This window comes from Nostoc sp. DedQUE07 (assembly GCF_034530975.2).
Taxonomy (GTDB): domain Bacteria; phylum Cyanobacteriota; class Cyanobacteriia; order Cyanobacteriales; family Nostocaceae; genus Nostoc.
Map to the genome: position 1 here is coordinate 230,882 of NZ_JAVRCC020000005.1, position 24,792 is coordinate 255,673.

The following is a 24,792-nucleotide window of genomic DNA, read 5'->3' on the forward strand; positions in this document are numbered from 1 at the left end:
ATCGAGTCCAAATCTAAGAGTACTAAAAACGCAGTTTTTGTGAAAAGCTGCGTTTATAATATTTATTAAAATCGCTCTGACAGATTATTAAAAGACCGATGTGGATGTAGTTGTCATATTCACTCGAGGCTCTTCACGCATATGTCGTCCTGTAACTACCATCTTCACCCCATTAGCAGGCGCAAGTGCAAAACCTCGACGTTGAGGATGCTCTGGCCGCTTACCAGCTAGAGCAAGTTGATAGCCTGACAGTACTTTTGCTAATACTAGCTTCATTTCAAACATAGCCAAAGCTTCACCTATACAGCGACGAACTCCACCACCAAAGGGCAAAAATTCATAAGTAGAAAATTCGTGTTCTAAAAAGCGTTCTGGTTTAAATTGCTGATGCTGCGGATATAAATCCTCACGCTGATGAGTCAGGTAAATACTGGGAACCAGTAATGTTCCAGAAGCTAAAGGATGTCCTAGTAGTTCACAGGGTTCTTGGACTATCCTGGGGAACGCGAACATTGCGATCGGGTGAATTCGCAATGTTTCATTACAAACAGCTGTGAGATAAGGTAGTTGGAAAATGCTCATGGGATCTGGGGAATCACCGAGGGAATTAAGTTCTTGAAGCAATTTATCTCGGACTTTCGGTAAATGATGAATCCAATACAATCCCCAAGCCATTGCTGTTGCCACTGTTTCATGTCCTGCTACCATCAGTGTCATCAAATCATCACGCAACTCTTGATCTGTCATCGGATTACCCGCTTCATCCCGCGCTAACATCAGCAAGGATAAAATATCGATGCGATCTGGATTAGGTTCTTCCCGGCGTTGGGCAATTTCAGCGTAAAGCAATTCATAAATTTGTTGCCGTTGACGCAGAAACCATCCCCAAGGACTCCAAGCTCCTAAATCTTGTTGCAGGAAGGGGAAAAAAAGGAAGCTAGAAGTAAAGGGTGAGCTAAAGAGATCCAAAAGCAACGCCATTAAGCGCTTGATTTTGTCGTAACGTCCTCCCTTATGCAAGCCAAAAATAGCTTGTAAAATAATTTGCAGAGAAATTTCCTGCATTGCAGTACGAGCTAAGAAGGGCTGATTTAGTGGTAACTGGCTAAAGACTTGTTCGGTGAGATTAGAAATCAAAGAGCCGTAGGCTCGCATTCTGTCGCCATGAAAGGAAGGCATTGTGAGTTTTCGCCGCCGTTTATGGTGTTCACCGTTCAGCATGAGGAGTGAATATTCCCCGGCTAAGGGTTCAAATATTTTGTTCCCTCTGCCAACGAATAAAAACTTCTTCCGATCGTTTGTGAAAATTTCCTTAATTGCTTGAGGATGGTTCACAAAAACCACAGTCTCCCCAAAACCAATTACCTCAGCAGTAAAAATGTCAGGATATTGCTGAGCTGCATTTTCCATAAAACTAACGGGGTCTGCAACCCACTGGATTTTCTGGAGCAAAGGGGGAGTTTTTAGTGGATTAGGTAGTTGCATTTGATTTTTCATACTGAAATTGCGTTATTTTTGTATTGTTAGTTATGGGGTAATATTGATTAACTTTGAAGCAGTAAAATTCTAGATGCTCCCAACACCTTTAAAAAAATCGTTGGGAGCATCGTGAAAAATATTCTCTGAGATAGTATATTTTTACTTATGATGGTAGTAAAACTTTCATGTTTGAAAGTACTTGCATATTGCTTTGAGATTTATCTAGCTCTAAAGTTTCTACTAACTCCAGTCTTTCTATAGTTTGATAGCGATCGGAATTAAAATACCAATCTAGATTGCCCCGTATCCAGGCATACATTCCTGAAATATACTTTGTAAGTTCAGCATCTACTTCTTCTCCAAAAGATGGCAGACATGCTTCTAGTTCGATCAGTTCTCGTACTTCTCGGTCGTGGATATCGACTGCACGCTTAATCGCTATTTCTAGAGGTAGTTGCTGTTGATAGTACAATACTAATACTAAATTGTGAACATCACCACTTGCCATTTCTCTAGAATACGAGAAGATATCATTACACCAGGCAAGAATATTAATTGTCTTCTCCTTGAGTTTTTTGAAAATCTTGTGCTGTCGTAAAATATCAGGAATCAGCAATTGATCGCAAAATTCAATCAATACTACGGTAAGATCCCCCGCCGAACTTAAGTTTCGTATTCTGATATAAGTATCAATATCCGGTATTATTTCCTGTGCGCGGTTACTTGCTTCCTGTACACATCCAGCGAAGTATTCCTCAAAGCTAAAAACAAAGTGATCGAACCATTTTATGCTCCCTATTTGGAGCATCCGTTGTCGTAGGTCACTTAAAGCATAGCTAAGGTGTATATCCTTGCTTGTAAGTTCTGCTCCATTTAGTACTTCAATAAATCTTTGGTGAAAAAGCTTAAGTGCTTCAGGTTGTTGGCCTAAATCTGACATATCACATTGGTCATCCCAAATAAACAGCCAACTGAACAAGTCACTGGCAATCTTTATTTTTTCTAGATTGCAGTAAGGATAAGCACCTGCTACGAGCTTGAAAAAATTTGACTTGGTGAAACGTCGATAAACTGATTCATTTGCCAGTAGGTTAAAGCGAGTTACCCATTCAAGAGCATACTCTTCTAAAACATCAATATGCTTATTGATATGGGATGAAAATGGACAGTATAAATCGGAGGAAAGTAATTCCTTCATAGAAATATATTAGTTAGAAGTAACTAACATAAAGTACAGGATAATAAAATCAATAGACTCATAGAGAGCCTATAAAAACTTTTGAAAATAACTCACTGTAACACCATATATATACAGTGTGTAGATCGTATTTACGTCACCGTACTGTTAGTAGTGTGTAAATCTACATGAGTATTTTTAAAGTTAAACAATATTGTTCTATGTTTAAAAAAAAAATAACCGTAAATATACCGTAATTGTCTAAAATAATATTTTTTTATAAAAAAAATTACATCTAGGAATACTCATGATAAACACTGTTGACTAAATGAAAAAATTAACTTATGGCATCAACAATATTTTTCTTGATAGCGCTACTCTTATAAAAAGACAAGGGTATAAATAACTAATTTCAGAGCGATCGCCTTTATAAAAAAGGATTTTAAACTTTGGCGTATCGATGTCCATTAGCGATCGCCCCAACGCAAAGCTATAGGCAATTTAGCGTGAAAATGTTGCTGTTATCAGAGTTTTTGGGAACTATAGGGTTGTCAGACGATAAATTGGCAGCCTGTCTACCAAGAAAATAGAGGGGAATTAGCTGCGATCGCAGAGCAAATAAGAAGAAATAAAATTAATTTAAATATATGAATGAAAAACCAGATATGAAAATGCTTTACACCCCAGAAGATAGTTTAATTTTAGTGGTAGATGATACTACCACTAATTTAGAAATTGTCTTTAACATATTAAGTAATGCAGGCTTTAAAGTTCTCACAGAAAATGATGGAGAAAAAGCGCTGAAGCAGGTTGAGTTCCAACTTCCTGATTTAATTTTATTAGATGTGATGATGCCAGGAATAGATGGATTTGAAACTTGCAAAAGACTAAAAGAAAATTCAGCTACTTGTGATATACCCGTAATTTTTATGACAGCTAATTCTGATACTCATAGTAAAGTAAAGGGTCTAAATATAGGGGCAGTTGATTATATCACAAAACCCTTTCATGAAGAAGAATTATTAGCTAGAATAAAAACCCATCTTCAATTACGAAATCTCACAAAAACTTTAGAAAAACGAGTTTTAGAAAGGACATCAGCATTATCTAGGGCATTAAAAGACCTACAAGAGTCTCAACTTCAGCTTGTACAGACGGAAAAAATGTCTGCTCTTGGTCAATTAGTAGCAGGAGTTGCTCATGAAATTAATAATCCAGTTGGTTTTATTCATGGCAATCTTGGACACGCTTCAGTATATTTCCAAAACATGATTAATATTATTGATCTTTATCAGGAGCACTATCCTAATCCAGTTCCAGAAATTCAAGAGGAAATTGCAGCTATAGATTTGAAGTATATACTTGCCGATCTACCTAATTTAATTTCCTCAATGAAAGAGGGAATTCAGCGCATTCGCAACATTAGTACCAGCTTGAGAACCTTTTCTCGAGCAGATAGCGATCGCAAAGTGTATTGCAACATTCATGATGGTATAGACAGTACAATTATGATTCTCAAACACCGTTTAAAAGCATCCGAAGATCGACCCGATATTCAAGTAATTAGAGATTACGATATATTGCCAGAATTAGAATGTTTTATCGGACAACTCAATCAAGTATTTATGAATTTATTAGCTAATGCTATTGATGCTTTAGAGGAGTCTAATATAGGACTTACCTATATGGAAATTGATGCAAATCCTAATCAAATTTTGATTCAAACCACTCTCACTGAAGATAAAAATTATATCTCGATTAGGATTAAAGATAATGGCGTGGGAATGTCGGCTTATGTCCAACAAAAAATCTTTGACTATTTATTCACCACCAAGCCTGTGGGTCAAGGCACAGGATTAGGCTTATCAATTGCTCGTCAGATTGTTGTCGAAAAACATGGAGGAACTCTAGAGGTAAATTCATCAATAGGGCAAGGTTCAGAATTTATCATTAAACTTCCTATTTAATAATTATAGTAAGCTACATTTATTAACATAATAAATAAATTTATGTTCGAGGCAGTAGTAGACCACAGTAACGATCCAGATTCTCTTGCAGCAGTTGAAGAAATTCTTCAGCAATGTGCCAGTTCTATTGCAAAAGATATACCAAAAGCTGGGATTATTTTTGCTGGCTAACCTTTTAAGACTCGATCTAATTCCCCACTCTTGAAGGAGGGTTAGAAAAAATAATGGGGACTTAACCTAGAAGAGACTATGCAAAACCGTAAACTGTCACAACGATAAGGCTCATAATTTCTTATCGACATTTTTTCATTAGAACCAAAAGCAAACATTAAATTCTCAAAATAAAAAGATTAAGTAGTTACTTTAGAGAAATTTTGGGGAACTCTATAAGTGTACTTCCAAGATTGTATTCTCAAAATTTATGATCGATGTACCCAAGGACTCAATAGCTACGCTTAATCTTTCTTTAGAACGCGACATATTTTTACGTACACTAATCAGAGAATTATCTGGTACTTTGCAGGATGTAGTGGGTTTAAAAGAAGCTTCGGGATTTATTAGCGTTGTTGGTGAAAGGATGGGAAGGCAGATTAACCAAGATTATAAATCTGCCCTGGAGATATCTAACCTTTCTCGTAGGCAGGTAGCTGATGTCTTGATTGATTTAAAAAAACGAATCCAGGGCGATTTTTATGTCATTGAGCAGAATGATGAAAAAATTGTCTTTGGCAACCGCGTTTGCCCATTTGGCGATAAAGTAATTAATCGCCCTGCCATGTGCATGATGACTTCAAACGTTTTTGGAACGATCGCAGCTAATAATCTAGGATATGCAAAAGTAGAATTGCAAGAGACAATAGCAGAAGGTAATTCTGGATGTAAAGTTATTGTTTACTTAAAACTTACAGAAGAGGCAGAAGATGCAGAAGGTCGAGAATACTTTAGGGGACTAGAATCTGTGTAAATCCTTCACTATCGAACAAAATAACTCCAGGATTAAGCTTAGTGCAGATATGTAAAGTAGAGTCAAACCGTGAAAGTAGAAGCCCCATGACTCCTGAACAATTTCTTGAATTTGCCAGAGTTTTACCAGAACCTTTACTTCTGGTAAGTGGAGAGGGTCAGCTGTTAGCTACCAATCAACCATTAGCAGATATGTTGGGGTTACGCCGTCAAGAATTGCAGGGAAAAATACTTTTTGAAATTGTAACTGAGCCTGCTAACGATATTGTAAAGTATCTGCAAGCTTGTTCAAGTAGCAGGGCAATGGTGATTGGCTCTTTGACTTTACGAAAGAATGATGGACAAACGTTAATATGTCGTAGCCAAGGAGCCGTTATTCAACCTTGGTCTCCTGAATCTTCAGCTTTAATTCTCTTACGCTTGGAAAATAGAACTCTGACCAGTAGTAATTTCGTTCTGTTGAACGAAAAAATTGATGAATTAGCCAAAGAAATTCAGAGACGAAAACAAGCAGAAGAAGCGCTCAAGAAAGCGAATCAAGAGCTAGAAATTCGGGTTGAGGAACGTACAACTGCTTTACAAGACACACTAAATGAGCTAAAGCTTACCCAAACTCAGCTTATCCAAGCTGAGAAAATGTCTAGTTTAGGCCAGATGGTCGCTGGTATTGCTCATGAAATTAATAACCCCGTGAGTTTTATTTATGGGAACCTTCATCACGCTCATAAATACACTCAGGATTTACTGAAATTAATCGAAGCTTATCAACAAGCTTTTCCAAATACTCTTCCAGAAATCCAACAGCAAGTAGAAGAAATAGACTTAGATTTTTTGATTCAAGATATAACCAAACTCTTCCAATCCATGAAAGTGGGAGCAGAACGCATTCAGGAAATTGTTAAATCACTACGTAATTTTTCCAGGCTGGATGAAGCAGAACTTAAGCAAGTCAATATTCATGAAGGAATTGATAGTACTTTGATGATTTTGGAGCATCGCCTGCAAGCTAGGCATGAGTACCCAGAAATCAAAGTCATCAAAAAATATAGTCAGCTACCAAATGTAACTTGCTATCCTGGTCAACTCAATCAAGTGTTCATGAATATTCTTGCTAATGCAATCGATGCACTGGAAGCATCAGCGCTCAACAGTCAGTATTCAGAAATAAATACACAAAAAACTGAAAGTCCAAAACTGATAAATTATAATCCCCAAATTCAAATTAAAACTGAGCTAATCGATGAAAAATGGATAGAAGTTAGTATTGCTGATAATGGTTTGGGGATAAATGAACAAGTTCGCTCAAAGCTATTCGATCCGTTTTTTACCACTAAAACTGTGGGTAAAGGTACTGGACTAGGGCTATATATAAGCTATCAAATTATAGTTGAAAAACATAACGGGCAACTTAACTGTTTTTCTGTTCCAGGAAAAGGTGCAGAATTTGTAATTAAAATACCTATTCAATCAGCCTTATAAAATTTCAGTTAAAAGATATAACAACGCCTGTCTGCTCATTAGCAAACAGGCGTGTTTTTGATTACAAAATATGGTTGAGACTCAGTTATATTTTGGCAGTAGAATCAACAGAGGATTCAGACTGACTAACCGAATCTAACTTTGGTAAAAGCAGTGGATTTTCTGCTTTTACATTAGTGTTGATTGTTGCTTGCAAAAATGGGGTATGGGAAATGGAGTTGTTAGCCAATGTAAACAGTGGATTTGACAAAATCCCTGCTATAGAAGTGGCAATAAATGTTACCACCAACCCGACCTGCAAAGGTCTTAGCCCAGGTAAATCCCAACGCACTTGGGGATAATTCTTCACCGCGTCGGACATTTCATGGGGTTCTTTTACTACCATCATCTTAACTACGCGAATGTAGTAGTAGATGGAGACGACGGTGGTAACTAAGCCCAGCAAGACTAACCAATAAAGTCCTGCTTGCCAACCAGCCCAAAATAAGTAAATCTTGCCGAAAAACCCAGCTAATGGTGGAATACCACCCAAGGAAAGCAGGGAGATACTCAACGCTAGTGTCAAGAGTGGGTCTTTTTGATATAAGCCAGAGTATTCGGCAATCTGGTCGGTTCCTGTCCGCAGTGAGAACAAGATGATGCAGGTAAAGCCGCACAGGTTCATGAACAGGTAAACCAGTAAGTAGAATATCATACTGGCGTATCCTGCCTGAGTACCAGCAATCAAGCCAATCATCACAAATCCAGCTTGGGCAATGGATGAATAAGCTAGCATCCGTTTCATGCTGGTTTGGGCTAGCGCGACTACGTTACCCAAAATCATGCTGAGAACAGCAAGAGCTGTGAAGACAAACCTCCACTCGTCAGCAACAAGGGGGAAGGCTGTTGTCAGCAAGCGGATGGCTAGGGCAAAACCAGCTGCTTTGGAACCGACAGATAAAAAGGCGATGACTGGGGTGGGAGCGCCTTCGTAAACGTCTGGTGTCCACTGGTGGAAGGGTGCAGCGGAGATTTTGAAGCCAATACCCGCGATCGCAAATACCAGGGCAATCACTAAACCTAAAGATTGTCCCACTTTTGCTGTGGCAATGCCATTAGCGATCGCACTAAGTTCGGTTTGTCCTCCAGATAGTCCATACAGCAGGGATACACCGTACAAAAATATTGCTGTACTGGAAGCTCCAATTAACAAGTATTTCAGCGCCGCTTCGTTGGAGCGGGGGTCACGCTTGGTATAACCTGTCAACAAGTAAGAGGAGATACTCAGGGTTTCTAGGGAGATGAAAATCATCACCAACTCACTAGCCCCGGATAAAAACATCCCTCCCAAAGTAGCACTCAGCAAAATAGCGAGAAATTCTGCTAAAGAGGTGCCACTCTGCTCAACGTAGCGAATTGACATCAGTATAGTCACAATCGCAGACAAGGCAATAATACCGCGAAAGACGATACTCAAGTCATCACCATTAAAGCCATCGGTAAAACCGATAGGATTGGGAGAGTCCCATTGAAAATATAGGGCGACAATCGAAGCAAATAAACCTGCGATCGCTAGATATCCAATCCAGCGCGCGGATGTACGCCCCAAAATCAAATCAACAATCAAAACCCCCAAGAGGGTGAGAATAACAATCCCCTCTGGTAAAATCGTTCCAGCGTTTAGTTGGGATGCAATATTAGCAAAATCCATGAGATGTATAGGTTTTGGCGATTAGACATTAAGGCTAACTCTGTTCACTCTAGCAAGTTTTCTAATCCCCGGACTAGCTCTTTTAACAAGAGCTTAACAGCTTGGATGCAGATGGCGATTGCACCAACCTTACTACTTTACCAGCAGCTTTCTCAGTATCCAGGGATTCACTTAACAACTTTCCTACTCCGTTTTTCAGGCGTGACTTTTAGCAAATATCATCAATAATTATGCTGCAACCAGTGCAATAGTTACGTACAAAAAGCTTATAAAATAAATAAGGGCACAGCATTGCTGTGCCCGATAATATTTATAACTCCTAAGTTTATTAAAAACCGACCGATGGCAGCTTGCCTTGTAACGACTGAAATTTAGACTGAACACAGTTGGCACAATTGCAACCAACTGGATCAATTATCGGATTAGATGTTTGAATCAAATTTGGTGTTGCCAGATCGGGAATTTGTTGTGTAGATACTACCGTCATAATTTGGGTAGCGTATGTAGATTTTAGGCTAGATGCGTTTGCTGGATTGACTACCAGCAGCATGGATACCATAAATGCGGGACAGGCAAGTAAAATCAGTTTGACAATTTTCATAATTCACACAAAGATAGCTTTGCTGATACAGCATAGCTAATAAATTGCCCAGCTTCAATTTTAATTACCAAGTATTGTTTAACTACGCCCGAATCCTTGACCCCGCAAAACCTTTGACCAAACAAGTAATTCGCCCTGTTCACCGCCAGCCGCCAGTAACTTGCCTTGAGAATGCCAAGCTAGGGTGGAAAATCCTGCTGAGACACCTGTGATAATTTGGGATACTTCCTTGGCTTGGTTCCACAAACATAACCAGCCGTCAGCAGCAGCAGAAGCAAGCAGGAAGCTTTTGGGTGCAAAGGCGATCGCATTGATCACACCCACATGATTTGTTAATACTCGCGCTTCCCAACCTAAAGAATCATCCTCTAACTTTTCCCAGACTACAATACCTTCAACGCTAGAAGATGCCAGTATTGGCGCACCCAGTTTTGTGGTAGCTTCTGACCATGCCAATTGGCGAATTTTACCAGGGAAGCCACGCATCACCCAAGGATCGGGGTTGTTCCATTCTAAAACGGTGACACTACGATCCATGTTGCCAGAAGCGAGGAATTTACCATCGGGCGACCAAGCCATAGCTAAACTGACAGTAGTCATATCTAAGCTGTATGGTTCCTCATCCCAGTTTTGACTATGCCAAATCTTCACTCCTTTATAACCACTAATAGCTAAGTATTGTCCGTCAATGCGCCAATCTATACCCAATACTGAAGAGTTGTCGAAATTCAGCGTCACGACAATTTCACGAGTATCTGCATCCCAAACTTGGACGTAACGCCCCAAACTAAAAGCCAGTTGGTTACTGGTGTAATTCCAAGCTAGCTTGTCAACCCATGCAGGGGCATTTTCCAAGGTGGCGATTAATTCAGTGTCACGCCAAATTTTCACCTGTCCATCTTGTCCGCCAACGGCTAAGAATTTTCCATCTGGGGAAAAGGCGAGACAGTCTACTGATTTACCGTTACCAGTTTGTAAGGTTGTGAGTTCGCCATCATTCCACAGAACTACTTCACCGGCGGCGGAAGTTGCTGCTAAAGTTTTACCTTGTGGCGACCAAGCGATCGCAGTTACATAATCTGAAAGTGTCCCGGAATAATGTTGTTCAAATTCCTTAGATTTGCTGGTTGTGGAGTTCATAATTTTCTACAAGAGTGAGGAGTTAGAAGTTAGAAGTTAGGAATTTTTAACTCATCACTCATAACTCCTAACTCCTAACTTTTTATTTACGCTAGACAAGCGAGAAAATCTTGTTTGAGTTGGGCTGCATCAAGGTTCCGACCAATAAAAACTAGTTCGTTTTTAGGAGTTTCGCTGGGTTTCCAGGGGCGATCGGGTTTGCCATCAAATATCATGTGTACTCCTTGGAATACAAATCGATTATCTTCTCCAGCAATATTTAAAATGCCTTTCATCCGAAAAATATCGGGGCCTTGAGTACGCAGTAGCTCCGAAAGCCAAGCGTTTAATTTTTCTCCATCAACTGCACCTGCTTCTACTAAAGCTACAGAATAGACAGTTTCATCGTGTACGTGGGCATCTTCGCCTAAGAAATCTGGATCGATTTCTAATGCACGTTCTAAATCAAAGGCTTTTACACCTAATAAAGCATCCATTCCTAGTTCAGAATTTTGGGTACGGTAGATTTTTGCGATCGCATTCATCGCCCGAATCCGTTTTTCTAATTCATTCAACTCTTCTGGCGCTACTAAATCTGTTTTATTAAGTAAAATTACATCGGCAAAAGCAATCTGTTCTTGGGCTTCGTCTGCATCCCAGTGCTGCCAAATGTGCTTGGCATCTACGACTGTCACCACTGCATCGAGGGACAGTTGACTTTGCAAATCTTCATCAACAAAAAATGTCTGGATCACTGGTGCAGGATCGGCTAATCCAGTTGTTTCAATTACTAAATGATCGAATTTATCGCGCCGCTTCATCAAATTGCCAATGATGCGAATTAAATCGCCGCGTACTGTACAACAGATACAGCCATTGTTCATTTCAAATATTTCTTCATCTGCATCGATAATCAATTGATTATCAATACCCACTTCCCCAAATTCATTAACAATCACAGCAACTTTTTTGCCATGTTCGTAGGTGAGGATGTGATTGAGTAGAGTCGTTTTACCTGCTCCCAAATAGCCTGTAAGAACAGTAACGGGAACTGAATTGTTGATTACGTCAGCCACCATACTCTAAATTCCTCTTGTCTCACCTTGTGGATAATCATTATCGCCCATGATAAATCTTTTTATATTTTTGTGCGAACTTGCTGTTATTTTGGGTTTCAGCAAAATAATCACATAATTTAATCAAGAAGCACTTTATTTTTGTGCATCTGTAATAAGTAATAAATATTTATAAGTTGGCATAGCTTGGTAGGAATATTGCATCTAAGCTAGTCCACTCTACCGTAAGTTGCAGGTTAGTAGCTTGACAATATGAGGAAATCTATGATAATCATCACATAAAAAACTATACTTTGATGGAGAAGCGTGGTGGTTTCAAAAAACACTAGCTGCTCGAAAAAGCAAGTAACTCAAACAGGTCAAGCATCTGCATTTATTCCAGTCAACTTTTTAGTTAAATTTCAAGTAGCGTTAGAAATTTCATTTTTATGCCTTTGGTTATCTATGTTGCCGATAGGCAACGTCTGGGGACAAGAGAAGGAGCGCACACTGAGTGTTTCAAGTTACCAAGAACCAAACAGGAATTATTGTGGCTCTGAAAGAACAGCTAGAGCTAGGCAAAGAATTGGTTCACAAGCTGTTTCTGATTTAGTTAAAGCGTTACGAAACCGGGATACAAAACTGCGTGCCGATGCTGCTCACCTGTTGGGAAGCATTGATAAAAAAGTAGCTAGTCAGGTAATTTCAAACTTAATTACCACCTCAAAAAACGATCTAGATGCGGAAGTTCGCGTTTGTGCTGTCTCAGCTTTGATTAGCATTGCTGGCAAAGACTTAAATAAATCTACCCCTGAAGTGAAAGCAGTCATCCCCGTTGTGATTGCAGCAGTGAAAGACAGTGATACGGAAGTACGTTTAGCTGCGCTCATGGCCTTTCAATCTATGAGTTTTACTTATTCTAGCGATGACAACTTTAACGTCAAACTCACAAACGAACTGAAAGCGGCAATTCCTGTACTTATGGAAACACTTAAAGATGACAACGAGCAAGTGCGATCGAATGCTATTAGTGCTTTGAGCAATATGGGGCAAGATACAACATCGCTAGTTCCTGTAATTATCCAAGCATTGAAAGACAAAAATGATTTGGTTCGTATAGGTGCTACCTCTGTCTTGGGAAGGGTTGGTATTTGGAAACGCAAGAGTGAAGAAGTAGTAAAAGCCGTGCCTGCACTCATCACAGCTTTGAAACAGGATAAAAATGCACAAGTTCGCTCAAATGTTGCCTATGCTTTGAAAAACATCGGTGAAAAAGCAGCAATCGTAGTCCCCGCACTTATTGAAGCTTTGAAAAATGATTTGGACTTTCAGGTTCGTTCAAGTGCTGCCTCTGCCTTAGAAAGCATGGGGGAAAAAGCAGCAATAGCCGTCCCGGTGATTATTGAAGCTTTGAAGAAACAGGAGCTTAGATATAATGCAGAAGAAGCTTTGGGACGCATCGCTGAAAGCTGGCAAGATAACGCAACTAAACTATCTAATCAAGAAGTGGATCTCGCCATATCCTACTTAGAAACGGCTTTAAATATTGTAGAAAATCCCAAGTCTGAGTATGCAAATTTACCTGGGTTTGCAGAAGGAGAAAAACGTTTGCGTCGCTCTCTTAATTTCCTCAAAAAAGAAAAAGATTCCCGCTTGTTTTCTAAAAGCCGCCCAAGGTAGGGAAGCAGTAGCTTGAACTAATTTTAATCTCGCACCAAGGCGCAAAATGATTCTTTGCGTCTTGGTATGAGGATTGAATTTTATTAGGAGAACAAAAAATCTTGAACTGCTTCTAAAACAACTGCTGGGTATTCTTCATGCAGTCCCAGAGAACCGGGAATAACAATGCTTTTCACTCCTGGTAAGGTTACCAAAGCGTTCATTTCTTCTCGTGATTTGGGGGGGCTGGATTCTCCAATTACTACCATGAGGGGTACAGTTAAAGACTGCACAAGTCTTAGAAAATCCGATTGTGCGCGTACAGCATCAAGATTACCAGTTACAAAGGCAGCAGATGCAAATCGCGCTCCTGGTTGTTGAGTTGTTTCCCATTTCTGCTCAATGAAACTGGGTGTAATTTTAGCCGCGTCAGTAAAAACATGACGGCGGTACATGAAACTTAAAAAGGATGGGGTAGTGTTGAGTTTGTAGAGAACTTGACCAAGTATAGGCGATCGCACCAATTCTCTCACAATGCCAGCTATCTGTTGACTTGCCCCCATTGTTGGTAAAGGGCCACGCCAAGTAGGAGCCAACAATACAATTTTTGAGAAAGCAGCCTGTTTGACAGCTAATTGTAAAACGTATGTAGCAGCATGACCAGCCGCCACCACGGTAATGGGAGTATTAAAAATAGCTTTGACAAAATCTTCCAGAAAGTGCTGATATATTTCCGGTCGATAATTCAAACTAGGGCGAGAAGATTCACCAAATCCAGGCCAGTCTATGGCTACAACTTGAAAATTGGGAGCTAGTAACTTGGCAAGTTCGCCAACTTCCAAACGCGTCGAAACACTGCTGAAAGATGGTAGTAGCAATAACGGTGAACCTTTACCAAGGGTTTCATAAACAACGCGCAATTGCTGATTTTCCCAATTCCAGAGATATTCTTGAACTACTCCACCAAAGCCAGTAGCAGGGGTAGATAATAAATTTGTTGACATAAGACTAAATTTTGGTAGTTGTACCTTATTTGTCATTTGTCTTTTGCTAATGACCAATGACTAATGACAAATGACTAAAATAACCAAGTTTAGCTAGGCAAATCTAACTTACATTCCAATGCTTTTTTTTGCATGGTTTTAAAAATATTGTAAAATCCATTAGCACGGGAAGGTGTCAGGCTAACATTTAAACCTGTTTCTTGAATAAAATCTGGAGTAAGCTGGACAATCTCACTTGGCGTTAATCCATGTAATCCTTCAACCAGAAGCCCGACTAATCCTTTGGTTAATTGGGAGTCGGAATCGCCCTGAAATACAACTTTACCGTCATCCAAAGCTGCTGTGATATAAACTTGAGACACGCAACCAGGAACTTTATTTTCGGGTAATTTGTCAGCTTCTGGGAACTCATTGAGCTTCTGAGCATACCAGATTAGCTGTTCGTAGCGTCGTTTCGGTTCGGAAGCGCGTTGAAAGCGCTGGACAATTTTAGCGAGCGCAGGTGGCAAAGAATCTAGAATTGAGGACATAACAGAAGCTGCAAACGATCGGTATCACCTTGAGTGTAGATTATCTTGAAAGCGATCGCGCCTCTGGTTCTCTTGGCATTATCAAGCTTGCCATTACTGACTCTAATTTATCAAATCCAGCTAATTACTGCGTAGGCGCAGCCCAACCTAGGCATTGCATCCCCATCGTCCAGGTTTTTCAATGCCTCTAATTACAAAAACTTAATTTTATTCTAAATAGAAAACTATATAACTTCGTAGCATATTCTCTGCGTACCTCTGCGCTTACCTTTGCGTCCCTCTGCGTTGAAATTTCAACCCTCAATTCTCCACGATTTGACAATGCGATGCTTACGCACTTACAAAATTAGCTGCAAGTATATTTAACCAAGCAGCTAGATAATTATCAACAATAATTAAAAATTAAAAATCAAAAAAAAATTCTGATTTTTAATTTTTAACTTCTCTCCCTTAACGATTAATTCGTAGTTTGTGCAGCTAACATCTGCTTCAGCTTTTCTAATTCCGAAGCCCAACGCGGATCTGGACGAATAGCGTCTGAATCGGTGGTTGTGGTGCTGGTTTCGCGAGAACCACCGCCACCGCCGCCACGACGAGGCTTCTTAGAGCTTTTCTCACGACGGCTACCTTCTCTGTTGGGGGCAGGAGTTGGCGTACTATTATTAGCAAGAGTAACTGGTTTAGGAGCTTGCTCGTCGCCCTCTTCACCCTTTGTGCGAGGTAATGCCTTCTCTAGCTTAATGGGAGTGTCTTTGAACATCTGACCATTATACTTTTCAATAATTTCGTCAGCTTGTTCGTCATTGTTGACTGTAAGAAAACCAAAACCACGGCATTTGCCAGTTTTGCGGTCTTTAATTAATTTAGTAGTTACAGCATCACCTTCTGCTGCAAAAACGGCTTGCAGATCTTGACGATCTATTTCATCTTTAGGCAAATTACCTATATATAGGCGAACGGACATGAACTATACCTCCAGAGTTGAATGAACATGGCAAGGCAAGAAAACAATCACTTAGCTTTGGCTTTTAAATAGATGCTATTGACCAAGACTGCCATAAACCAATTTTTTTGCTCGAAACTGTCAACTTATACAACAATACAGTTTTTCGTCGGGATCAAGCTTGTTTAATCCAAAGGCTCACACTAATGGTGAGCTAATAACACCTTAATTCTAAGAATTGTAAATTTAATAGCCTATTGCCTGCTAAAGTACACGCTTTCTTCTATGCCCTTTTTCGCAGAATCAAATACCATTCCTTACATTACCACGGTATTTTCTACGTAGCTAGTTTAGCGCCTACATTTTCAGCATTACTATTACTAGATCGTAACATAAAACACATTTTTTTATGCAAGTGAGCATATTTTGAAACAAAAACCAGCCAGTGGCTGGTTAATTTGCTGCTGTGTTGGGAGGATAAAAAGGTATAGAGCGGGGAAAAAGCACCTATATCTACAACTAAGCGGTGATGCTGAGTTATGTCGGTTGCTCTTGTTTGTGTAAATAAATGTAACATTTGTTAAGGAAATCTGCAACTTTTTTTTACATTTCGATTTGTCGTTTGTCTTTTGTCCTTTGTCCTTTGTCCTTTGTTGATAACCAATGACTAATGACCAATGACTAATGACTAATGACCAATGACTAACCAGTTAGAAAGACGTATGCGCCCCAAGCCTGTGCTGCAACAGCTAAAAAAGTAGACCAAATAGGATGAGGGCTATGAATGGTTTTACCACTTTGAGTTTCTAGGGTTTGGATATCGATCCAAGGTGTTGCTCCTCGCCGGAACCAACCTGTGACGATAATTTGCCGCCCGATTAGATCCTGGTGATTGACTGACTGTCCTAGCCAAGAAATGTGGTGCAATTTCACCAAACCTGCGCTGGATTGCAAGATTAAATCTTGCGCTAGGGTGTTACTAGTGCCTTGACGACCTAATAATTTACCCACAAGACGCACGCTGACGCTATCAATAGGTAAGGCAGAAGGGTCAGCTAACAGGTTGGGTAAGCTGTCGTCAGTTTGTACGGTGGCAGGTTTAATATCGGGGAAGAAAGAATTAATCCGCATCACAGTACCGATGCTAAAGCCAATCAGAAGGCAGCCTGTAATGAAAGACCAATCTTCATATATCCACTTTAGATTTAAAAACTTGAGTGTGAATGCTAGTTGCCAGGTTAGCCAGACGAAAGCTGCAAACAGAACCCCTAGAGGAATTCCCAACCAGGGAGCGACTTGTAATAGAAAAGACTGACGCTTAACCTTTGATGGAACGCTATCAAAATGTAGTTCGGTGTCTAGATGCCAGTGACGGGCTATTTGACAGAGGCGTTCGATGCGATCGCCCATTAAAGGATGGCTATTATTAATCGTAAACCATCGGCGATAGGGATTGGCCGTATCCCACTTTAAAAAGGATTCAAAAGATAGATTACTGGCAATAGTGCCCAAAGATAAACTCTGTTGGTAGCTGACTGGTGTTAAAAGATTTAAGCTTTCCAGTTGCCAACTGGTGTGTTCTTGTTTTTGGATATCAGCGGCGATGCCAATGGCAATTTTCAGTAAAGCGCGAATCAGAGCATTGGGATTACCAGTAATTTCAGCAGCGACGCGATCGCTATAATAAAGCCGCAACCGCGACAACCACAATCCAGTTCCAGTTAGCAAACACCAAATTCCATAAATTAGACTTGCCAGAATTGTCACTGGCCAGCGCCAAATTTTTGCTGATATTTTGTCTCCCAACTCCGACACTTGCTGATATAGCTTGTGAGTTGGTAGTGTAACCAACAGCAACAAAGACATTACAGCAAAATCCCAGTGAGCAATATGCCCTAGCTGCGTGGCGTAAATAATGGCGATTTCATCATCTGCCAGCTGCTCTAATAGCCCTTGACTCACAACAATCCTGGCATTACGTGGTAAACTACCATAAGTCAGAATAATTGGTGCAGCCGTTGGTAAAATCCGCAGTTTGGGTAACGGCCAGTGCCGCTGTTGGGAACAACGTTGTAGCACCCGAACAGCTTCGCGGCTATGAGTATTCAATACATCTTTCGGAAATTCTCGCTGACCATACAAGTTCGCCAGTAGCAGATCCAGCAACCAAGGTGATACCCCGATTAAAATCACCAATGCGATCAGCAACAGTTGAGTAGGATCTTGGTATAAAAACTGTATTGGCTCCAGATAAGGTAGTTTGACTAAAGTTTGGTTGATGAATCCCAATGCCAACTTGAGGATTTCTCGTATTACCCAAAACAGGGCGATAAATGTCCCTGCCGATAGTAGCCGCAAGGGAATTAATTTTGGTTTACGTAATGGTTGCCATGCTTTGGCGCGTTGTGCTTGCCGCCAATAAATAACGCCGAATAATTTGGCTTGGGTGCGGGTAACAGAACCCATGAAGCCGCTTAGGGGTGTAGCTGGTGGCGGCGGTGGTGGCGGTGTCGCTAATGTAGCTTTGAGTCTAGCTAGTGGCACCATTGGCGGGATGTCGTCGCTTTTGGTTTCTATGACTCGATCGTTCGGTTTTTCCTCTGATGTAGGAGTTTCCGGGGGAGTAATGGGGGTTGAATCTGCTGGCGTTGAATTCTCAAAGGGAACAAATCCAGTTTCGACTTTTTTTGATTCTCGATCGGATTTTTTACGTTTTGTCAGGTGTTCGAGAGCGCGTGTTGCCCACTCTTGAACTTGCGGATTGTTACTCTCAATGAGATTCTGGGAAATAGCGATCGCTTTGGAAACTTCGCCAGTGCGAGCATAAGCCATCACTAAACCAACCTGAGCTTGTAAGCTAGCAGTCCCATTATGGCTGCTAGCAATAGGTTCTAGTTGAGCGATCGCTGTTTGGTAATTTCCCTGCTTGAGGGCAACTAAACCAGCCTCCAAAGACGGTTTGGCATGTGAAGGCATACAAATTCTGGCACTCCAATCTCTTCTAAATGATCCACGTTTGTGCAAAAGCGCGAACCTCGGATGCCGTGGAAATCAACCGCGCTCAAGTTTTGCTTGTCAACTAATTTTGGATTTTGGATTTTGGATTTTGGATTGAGCCTGACCACAAGGTTACTTGGCTCAAGGATTTTAAATTAAAGATTTTAGATTTGTTCTACCCACTAGGGGCAAGGCATGAACAAAAAAATCTAAAATTTAAAATCTAAAATCTAAAATTCGTAGTGAATTATTCCTCCACTGGTTGTTGACTAGAAAATACTGGAGCGATCGCGCTTAATTTTAACTCTGGATGGTCGCCCAATAACTGTTGACAATTCCATTCATTGCGGAATAGCAACACTGGTCGTCCCATACTGTCTTTAACTGTAGTGGTATTGAATATTCGTCCCACTTTTTCTAATGCTTCCCAACCACCCTCAACCCAACGGGCGACACTGTAGGGCAATAAATCTAATATGGTTTCTACACCATACTCATTTTGTAAACGAAACTGTACTACCTCGAATTGCAACTGACCCACCGCCGCCAAAATTGGATCGCGCTTGGCTTCATCAGTTGAATACATAATTTGCACAGCACCTTCTTCTCGCAATTCCGCAACGCCTTTTTGGAATTGTTTAGATTTCGAGGGGTTGGGATTCCTCAAAGATGCAAACAGTTCCGGCGAGAAATACGGAATCCCCTCATATTCGAGCTTTTGTCCCGTGTAAATTGTATCCCCGATCGCAAAAACACCAGGATTGTTCAAACCGATCACATCGCCAGGATAAGCCACATCAATCGATTCTCGCTCTTGAGCAAAAAGTTTTTGCGGGCGAGATAGACGGATGAGTTTACCAATGCGGGCGTGATTCACCATCATATCTTTTTCAAACTTACCAGTGCAAACCCGGATAAATGCAACGCGATCGCGGTGTTTCGGGTCCATATTCGCTTGCAGTTTAAAGACAAACCCCGAAAATTCTGGGTATGTAGGGGGAACTTCACCAACACTGCTGATATGAGAACCGGGTTTGAGGGCATAGTCGAGGAAATACTTGAGGAATAACTCTACCCCGAAGTTAGTCATGGCGCTACCAAAAAACACAGGCGTCATTTTCCCTTCGTGTATCAACTGCAAATCTAGCTCTGGGCCAACTCCTTCTAACAGTTCCAGATCGTTTTTCAGTTGATAGTACAGATTTTGTTCTAGCTGTTCTTCTATTCTCGGATCGCCTAACTCCACTATTGTATCGCGGGCTTCTCGGCTGCCGTGGGCGCTGCGTTCAAACAGGTGTATTTGTTGCTTGTGTCGGTCAAAAACACCTTTAAAGCGATCGCCCATCCCAATCGGCCAGTTGACTGCATAGGTTTGCAATCCCAATTCTTGCTCAATTTCATCCAACAATTCCAGAGGTTCCCTTCCGGGGCGATCGAGCTTGTTGATAAATGTAAAAATTGGGATACCCCGCAACTTACACACTTCAAACAATTTGCGGGTTTGCGGTTCTAAACCCTTTGCCGCATCAATTAACATCACTGCATTATCGGCAGCAGCGAGGGTGCGATAAGTATCTTCACTGAAATCTTGGTGTCCGGGAGTGTCCAATAAATTGATTTGACAATTCTGGTATTCAAATTGCAACACTGTGGAGGTAATGGAAATACCCCGTTGTTGCTCCATCGCCATCCAGTCAGAGGTAGCCTTACGCTGTGCCCGTCGCGCTTTGACTGCCCCAGCTTCGTGAATTGCACCCCCGTACAGGAGTAGCTTTTCAGTTAGTGTAGTTTTACCAGCATCAGGGTGAGATATAATCGCAAAGTTGCGGCGAAGTTCGACTGCTTGAATAAGTTCAGACTGAAGTTCAGTAGACATAAATGTATTTGTTTGTTAGCTAGCTTAATTTTTTTTGACTCTGGCAAGTCTTTTAATCTTAAGACAACGATGCTCATGATAGGGTCGTAGTATAACCAACAATCTGACTAAATAGGAGAAAGCAATGTACGACACAGACAAGCGAAAGCTTCTATCTGCCTTGTCTCATGGAGCGATTTTTTTCAGCACAACATTGGTATCTGTAGGCATACCTATCGCCATACTGCTTGTATCTGACGATCCTGTTGTTAAAGAAAACGCCAAAGAATCTATCAATTTCCACTTTAATGTCTGGTTTTACGGTGCAATTCTGGGAGCATTGTTTTTTCTATTCGGCTGGTTAGTGTTACCTCTATTATTGTTGGGGCCACTAGCCGGTCTGGGATATCTATTACACTGGGGATTAACAATTTGGGCACTCATCGGAGTTTTCAGCAATCCTGATATACCCTTCCGTTATCCCTATATTTTCCGAGTTTTTTAACAGAAATTTATGGGATTAGGCATAGAGCATTGGTAATTGTCAGTTATTTACTACCAAACACAAAATTTAATTGATTCGTAGCGAATTCTCTGCGTGCCTCTGCGTTTACCTCCGCGTCCCTTTGCGTTTAAATCTCAACCCTCAATTCGCCAGGATTTTTGCCAACAGACAGTCTTACCATTTTAAATTTTTAATTTCTTCATAATGTTGTTTTTTTTCCAGTCCGTCGGATAGGTGCAACCAAGCTGTAGAATACAAAATTGCCCTACAACTTGATTAAGAGTAGGGCAAAGGACAGTTAAGCACTGTTTGTAGTCTGTCTGACGGCAGGAAATTTTTAGCCTGCTTTTGTGACGCTTTGTTTTGTGTCTATTCGCGTTGTTTTTCTTGATAAAATTTTATGTTTCCTACACATCGCCCCCGTCGTCTGCGTACTCATCCTCAACTGCGCCGGATGGTTCGTGAAACTGTTTTAACAACAAGCGATTTAATTTACCCACTATTTGCTGTACCAGGTGAGGGAATCGCTAATGAAGTGAAATCCATGCCCGGAGTCTACCAACTTTCGGTAGATAAAATTATTGAAGAAGCAAAAGAAGTTTACGACTTAGGAATTCCTTCGATTATTTTATTTGGTATTCCGGCTGATAAAGATGTGGATGCCACTGGCGCTTGGCATGATTGCGGTATCGTCCAAAAAGCAGCAACGGCGGTAAAAGCAGCAGTGCCAGATTTGATTGTAATTGCTGATACTTGTTTATGTGAATATACCAGCCACGGTCATTGTGGTTATTTACAAACTGGTGATTTAACAGGGCGAGTTTTAAATGACCCAACTCTGGAATTGTTGAAGAAAACAGCAGTTTCTCAAGCAAAAGCCGGTGCTGATATCATTGCGCCTTCGGGGATGATGGATGGGTTTGTGCAAGCAATTCGTCAGGGTTTGGATGAAGCCGGATTTCAAGATACACCGATTTTGTCTTATGCTGCTAAGTATGCTTCGGGTTACTATGGCCCATTTCGGGATGCAGCAGACTCGACACCACAATTTGGGGACAGAAGAACTTATCAAATGGACCCAGGTAATGGTCGGGAAGCGATTAAAGAAATTGAATTAGATATCGCTGAAGGTGCTGATATGCTCATGGTTAAGCCAGCCTTGGCATACATGGATATTATCTGGCGCGTGAAGGAAGCGAGTAACTTACCAGTTGCGGCTTACAACGTTTCTGGTGAGTATGCGATGGTGAAAGCTGCGGCTCTCAATGGTTGGATTGATGAAGAGCGGGTGGTTATGGAAACTTTAACTGGGTTTAAACGGGCTGGTGCAGATTTGATTTTGACTTATCATGCCAAAGATGCGGCGCGATGGTTAAAGTAGGCTAGACAGTTAAATAATTTATTAATAAATCTCACGCAGAGACGCAAAGGCGCAAAGTTTTTTTTGCGTTTTGGTGTCTGGGCGTGAGATTATTGTATTTTGGCTTGAACTAGTGCGAAATTCAAAATTTAATTAATCCGATCGCAGCGACCTAGAAAATCTTGTGGTGTCAAAATTGGAATTCCGTTAAATTCTATCAACACCAATCAATCTAAATCACCAGTAACAATTGCTTCAGAATTTTCTGCAATAGCCTCAGCCAAAACCAAATTATCTTTTGGGTCACGCAATTGAGGAGCATCTACGGAGATAGTTGGACAATCATTTGATAAACTCTTAACTACAGACATCAAATTCTCAACCGTATAACCTCTTTGTTGTAGTCGTAGTTGAAATTTTTCATGTTTTAAAGTTGTTTATAATTCTAATAATAAAAATTCAGAAGCAAATATATTAATTTGTTGATTTCTTGCTAAAAGCAAGGTTCTACCAGGAACACCTCCCCACAACAATGCTGAAATCCAAACATTGACATCAAGGATAACTCTCATGGATTAGACCATAACTCATGTCTGACATCCTTGACAACTTCACTAATTTCTTCCAGCGTTAGTTGATTAGGATCGGGTTCTAAGTCTTCTAAGCCTTGCAGAAATTCATCTAAATCTACATTCGGCTTAGTAATTTTTTTCAACACAATTTAATTTTCTGTAACCGAAACTTCATATTCTGTCAAAGGTTGGAGTTTAACCAATACCTCTGATGGGATTTCCAGTTTTCCCTCAGCCGTCACTTTAGCAACAATATTTGTATTCATAGTTTAAATTTCTACTTTTATAGATTTTATCCTTTTCTCCTTCGTGCGATCGCTTAAGCTTACTTTCGTAGTCTTTCTAGGTTCTGTTGATGCAACTCTGGGAAGTTTTCTAAATCATCTATTGACTGCGGCGCAGGGAAGATTACAGCGTCTTCAGAGGTGAATCGATGTATCTTTCAATCGTGAAGTCTTTAATATATTTTATACATTAATTCTAGATTTTATTACGTAAAACAGTTCAGCAGATTTGCCAGAAGGGGAGCGATCGCTCATAAAACATCTAAAATCGAAGTTAAATAGCTTTGATATAGTTATGGCAATCACTCGTTCTATGCTAGGGGCAGTTTATTTAAAAAACCTAAACTCTAACTAGTGCGATCGCTCACTGTATTTGTGACAGCAGCACGATAAAATTCTAAAACCATAATCGTACTAAAAGGTCTAAATGGCAGAAACACTATTCTTCAACGCCTTACGGGAAGCCATTGATGAAGAAATGGCGCGTGACTCCAGCGTATTCGTTCTCGGTGAAGATGTTGGACATTACGGCGGTTCCTATAAAGTTACCAAAGACCTGTACCAAAAATATGGCGAACTCCGTATTCTAGATACCCCCATTGCTGAAAATAGCTTTACTGGGATGGCTGTGGGAGCCGCAATGACTGGGTTGCGTCCGATCATTGAAGGTATGAACATGGGCTTTTTACTGCTCGCCTTCAATCAAATATCCAACAACGCTGGGATGCTCCGCTATACTTCTGGCGGTAACTTTAAAATTCCGATGGTAATTCGCGGCCCTGGAGGTGTGGGAAGGCAGCTAGGCGCAGAACATTCCCAGCGACTAGAAACCTACTTCCAAGCTGTGCCAGGATTAAAGATTGTTGCCTGTTCTACACCAAGAAACGCCAAAGGACTCCTGAAATCCGCTATCCGCGATGATAATCCAGTGTTGTTCTTTGAACACGTTTTACTTTACAACTTGAAAGAAGATTTACCAGAAGAAGAATACCTCCTCCCCCTAGATAAAGCAGAAATTGTGCGTCCAGGGAAAGATGTGACAATTATTACTTATTCGCGGATGCGCCATCATGTAGTGCAAGCCGTCAAAACTCTTGAAAAACAAGGATACGATCCAGAAGTTATCGATTTAATATCCCTTAAACCATTAGATTTTGATACCATTGGTGCATCAATCCGTAAAACCCATAAAGTCATTGTTGTGGAAGAATCGATGCGCACTGCCGGTATTGGAGCAGAAGTCATCGCCTCAATCAACGATCGCTTATTCGATGAATTGGATGCGCCAGTACTACGACTTTCTTCCCAAGATATTCCCACACCTTACAACGGCAATCTGGAACGACTAACAATCATCCAACCAGAGCAAATAGTAGAAGCTGTGGAAAAAATGGTGGCGTTGCGAGTCTAAAAGTTAGGAGTTAAAAGTTAGGAGTGAGGAGTTAAAAATTTAATATTGAATTTACAACTCCTAACTCCCAACTTCTAACTATCAACTCCTAACTCATAACTCCCAACTCATAACTCCTCAAAAGAGCGCTATTATAGCCTTT

20 protein-coding genes and 1 pseudogene are annotated in these 24,792 nt (G+C 40.7%); 8 read left to right on the forward strand and 13 right to left on the reverse strand.

Annotation, left to right across the window (positions count from 1 at the left end):
- Positions 1–87: 87 nt before the first annotated feature.
- Both RMZ95_RS06360 and RMZ95_RS06365 read right to left on the reverse strand, forming a co-directional pair.
- The gene (locus RMZ95_RS06360; RefSeq protein ID WP_322684913.1) at positions 88–1,485 is read right to left on the reverse strand and encodes a cytochrome P450; all 1,398 of its coding nucleotides are present in this window, start codon (positions 1,483–1,485) and stop codon (positions 88–90) included.
- A gap of 157 nt (positions 1,486–1,642) precedes the next feature.
- On the reverse strand, positions 1,643–2,677 hold the full coding sequence (locus tag RMZ95_RS06365) for a terpene synthase family protein (RefSeq protein WP_322684912.1): 1,035 nt from the start codon (positions 2,675–2,677) through the stop codon (positions 1,643–1,645).
- 626 nt (positions 2,678–3,303) lie between these two features.
- Between RMZ95_RS06365 and RMZ95_RS06370 the strand changes: the two genes are divergently transcribed.
- The 4 genes from RMZ95_RS06370 to RMZ95_RS06385 all read left to right on the forward strand — a co-directional run bounded on the left by RMZ95_RS06370 (position 3,304) and on the right by RMZ95_RS06385 (position 7,065).
- Positions 3,304–4,623: a response regulator gene (locus RMZ95_RS06370; RefSeq protein ID WP_322684911.1), complete on the forward strand. Its 1,320-nt coding sequence runs from the start codon at positions 3,304–3,306 to the stop codon at positions 4,621–4,623.
- 42 nt (positions 4,624–4,665) lie between these two features.
- On the forward strand, positions 4,666–4,794 hold the full coding sequence (locus RMZ95_RS06375) for a hypothetical protein (RefSeq protein WP_322684910.1): 129 nt from the start codon (positions 4,666–4,668) through the stop codon (positions 4,792–4,794).
- A gap of 250 nt (positions 4,795–5,044) precedes the next feature.
- Positions 5,045–5,587 (forward strand): methanogen output domain 1-containing protein, encoded by a 543-nt coding sequence (locus RMZ95_RS06380; protein WP_322684909.1) that lies wholly within the window; start codon positions 5,045–5,047, stop codon positions 5,585–5,587.
- A gap of 86 nt (positions 5,588–5,673) precedes the next feature.
- Complete coding sequence (locus RMZ95_RS06385) at positions 5,674–7,065, forward strand: ATP-binding protein (protein ID WP_322684908.1); 1,392 nt, start codon at positions 5,674–5,676, stop codon at positions 7,063–7,065.
- 85 nt (positions 7,066–7,150) lie between these two features.
- Here the strand turns inward: RMZ95_RS06385 and RMZ95_RS06390 are convergent, their stop codons facing one another.
- From RMZ95_RS06390 to RMZ95_RS06405, 4 genes are all read right to left on the reverse strand, one after another.
- Positions 7,151–8,755 carry an NAD(P)H-quinone oxidoreductase subunit N gene (locus tag RMZ95_RS06390; RefSeq protein ID WP_322684907.1) on the reverse strand — a complete coding sequence of 535 codons (1,605 nt, stop codon included), beginning with the start codon at positions 8,753–8,755 and terminating at the stop codon, positions 7,151–7,153.
- 328 nt (positions 8,756–9,083) lie between these two features.
- Complete coding sequence (locus tag RMZ95_RS06395) at positions 9,084–9,356, reverse strand: hypothetical protein (RefSeq protein WP_322684906.1); 273 nt, start codon at positions 9,354–9,356, stop codon at positions 9,084–9,086.
- Between the two features lie 78 nt (positions 9,357–9,434).
- Positions 9,435–10,496, reverse strand: coding sequence for a WD40 repeat domain-containing protein (locus RMZ95_RS06400; RefSeq protein WP_322684905.1), 1,062 nt, complete (start codon positions 10,494–10,496; stop codon positions 9,435–9,437).
- Positions 10,497–10,582: 86 nt separating this feature from the next.
- Positions 10,583–11,554 (reverse strand): GTP-binding protein, encoded by a 972-nt coding sequence (locus RMZ95_RS06405; RefSeq protein WP_322671994.1) that lies wholly within the window; start codon positions 11,552–11,554, stop codon positions 10,583–10,585.
- A 306-nt stretch (positions 11,555–11,860) separates the two neighbouring features.
- Here RMZ95_RS06405 and RMZ95_RS06410 point away from each other — a divergent pair, with 306 nt between their 5' ends.
- Positions 11,861–13,210, forward strand: a complete 1,350-nt coding sequence (locus RMZ95_RS06410) for a HEAT repeat domain-containing protein (protein ID WP_322684904.1) — start codon at positions 11,861–11,863, stop codon at positions 13,208–13,210.
- Positions 13,211–13,293: 83 nt separating this feature from the next.
- Here RMZ95_RS06410 and RMZ95_RS06415 read toward each other — a convergent pair whose 3' ends face one another.
- The 5 genes from RMZ95_RS06415 to prfC all read right to left on the reverse strand — a co-directional run bounded on the left by RMZ95_RS06415 (position 13,294) and on the right by prfC (position 20,539).
- Positions 13,294–14,193: an alpha/beta hydrolase gene (locus tag RMZ95_RS06415; protein WP_322684903.1), complete on the reverse strand. Its 900-nt coding sequence runs from the start codon at positions 14,191–14,193 to the stop codon at positions 13,294–13,296.
- An 89-nt stretch (positions 14,194–14,282) separates the two neighbouring features.
- On the reverse strand, positions 14,283–14,723 hold the full coding sequence (locus tag RMZ95_RS06420; protein ID WP_322671991.1) for a SufE family protein: 441 nt from the start codon (positions 14,721–14,723) through the stop codon (positions 14,283–14,285).
- A gap of 457 nt (positions 14,724–15,180) precedes the next feature.
- Entirely contained in the window at positions 15,181–15,687 is a 507-nt protein-coding gene (locus RMZ95_RS06425) for an RNA-binding protein (protein WP_322671990.1), read from the reverse strand.
- A gap of 681 nt (positions 15,688–16,368) precedes the next feature.
- Entirely contained in the window at positions 16,369–18,642 is a 2,274-nt protein-coding gene (locus RMZ95_RS06430; RefSeq protein WP_322684902.1) for a M48 family metalloprotease, read from the reverse strand.
- 268 nt (positions 18,643–18,910) lie between these two features.
- Positions 18,911–20,539, reverse strand: coding sequence for a peptide chain release factor 3 (gene prfC / locus RMZ95_RS06435; protein ID WP_322684901.1), 1,629 nt, complete (start codon positions 20,537–20,539; stop codon positions 18,911–18,913).
- Positions 20,540–20,663: 124 nt separating this feature from the next.
- Between prfC and RMZ95_RS06440 the strand changes: the two genes are divergently transcribed.
- Positions 20,664–21,023, forward strand: a complete 360-nt coding sequence (locus RMZ95_RS06440; protein ID WP_322640530.1) for a DUF4870 domain-containing protein — start codon at positions 20,664–20,666, stop codon at positions 21,021–21,023.
- Positions 21,024–21,423: 400 nt separating this feature from the next.
- Positions 21,424–22,404, forward strand: a complete 981-nt coding sequence (gene hemB / locus RMZ95_RS06445) for a porphobilinogen synthase (RefSeq protein WP_322684900.1) — start codon at positions 21,424–21,426, stop codon at positions 22,402–22,404.
- Between the two features lie 206 nt (positions 22,405–22,610).
- On the opposite strand, the pseudogene RMZ95_RS06450 reads toward hemB, so the two are convergent.
- Both RMZ95_RS06450 and RMZ95_RS06455 read right to left on the reverse strand, forming a co-directional pair.
- Positions 22,611–22,802, reverse strand: a pseudogene (locus tag RMZ95_RS06450) (putative toxin-antitoxin system toxin component, PIN family); the annotation flags it as partial.
- 149 nt (positions 22,803–22,951) lie between these two features.
- Positions 22,952–23,101, reverse strand: coding sequence for a hypothetical protein (locus tag RMZ95_RS06455; RefSeq protein ID WP_322684899.1), 150 nt, complete (start codon positions 23,099–23,101; stop codon positions 22,952–22,954).
- 565 nt (positions 23,102–23,666) lie between these two features.
- Between RMZ95_RS06455 and RMZ95_RS06460 the strand changes: the two genes are divergently transcribed.
- A complete protein-coding gene (locus RMZ95_RS06460) occupies positions 23,667–24,650 on the forward strand; it encodes an alpha-ketoacid dehydrogenase subunit beta (RefSeq protein WP_292776035.1) in 984 nt (327 codons plus the stop codon).
- The last annotated feature ends 142 nt before the right edge of the window (positions 24,651–24,792 follow it).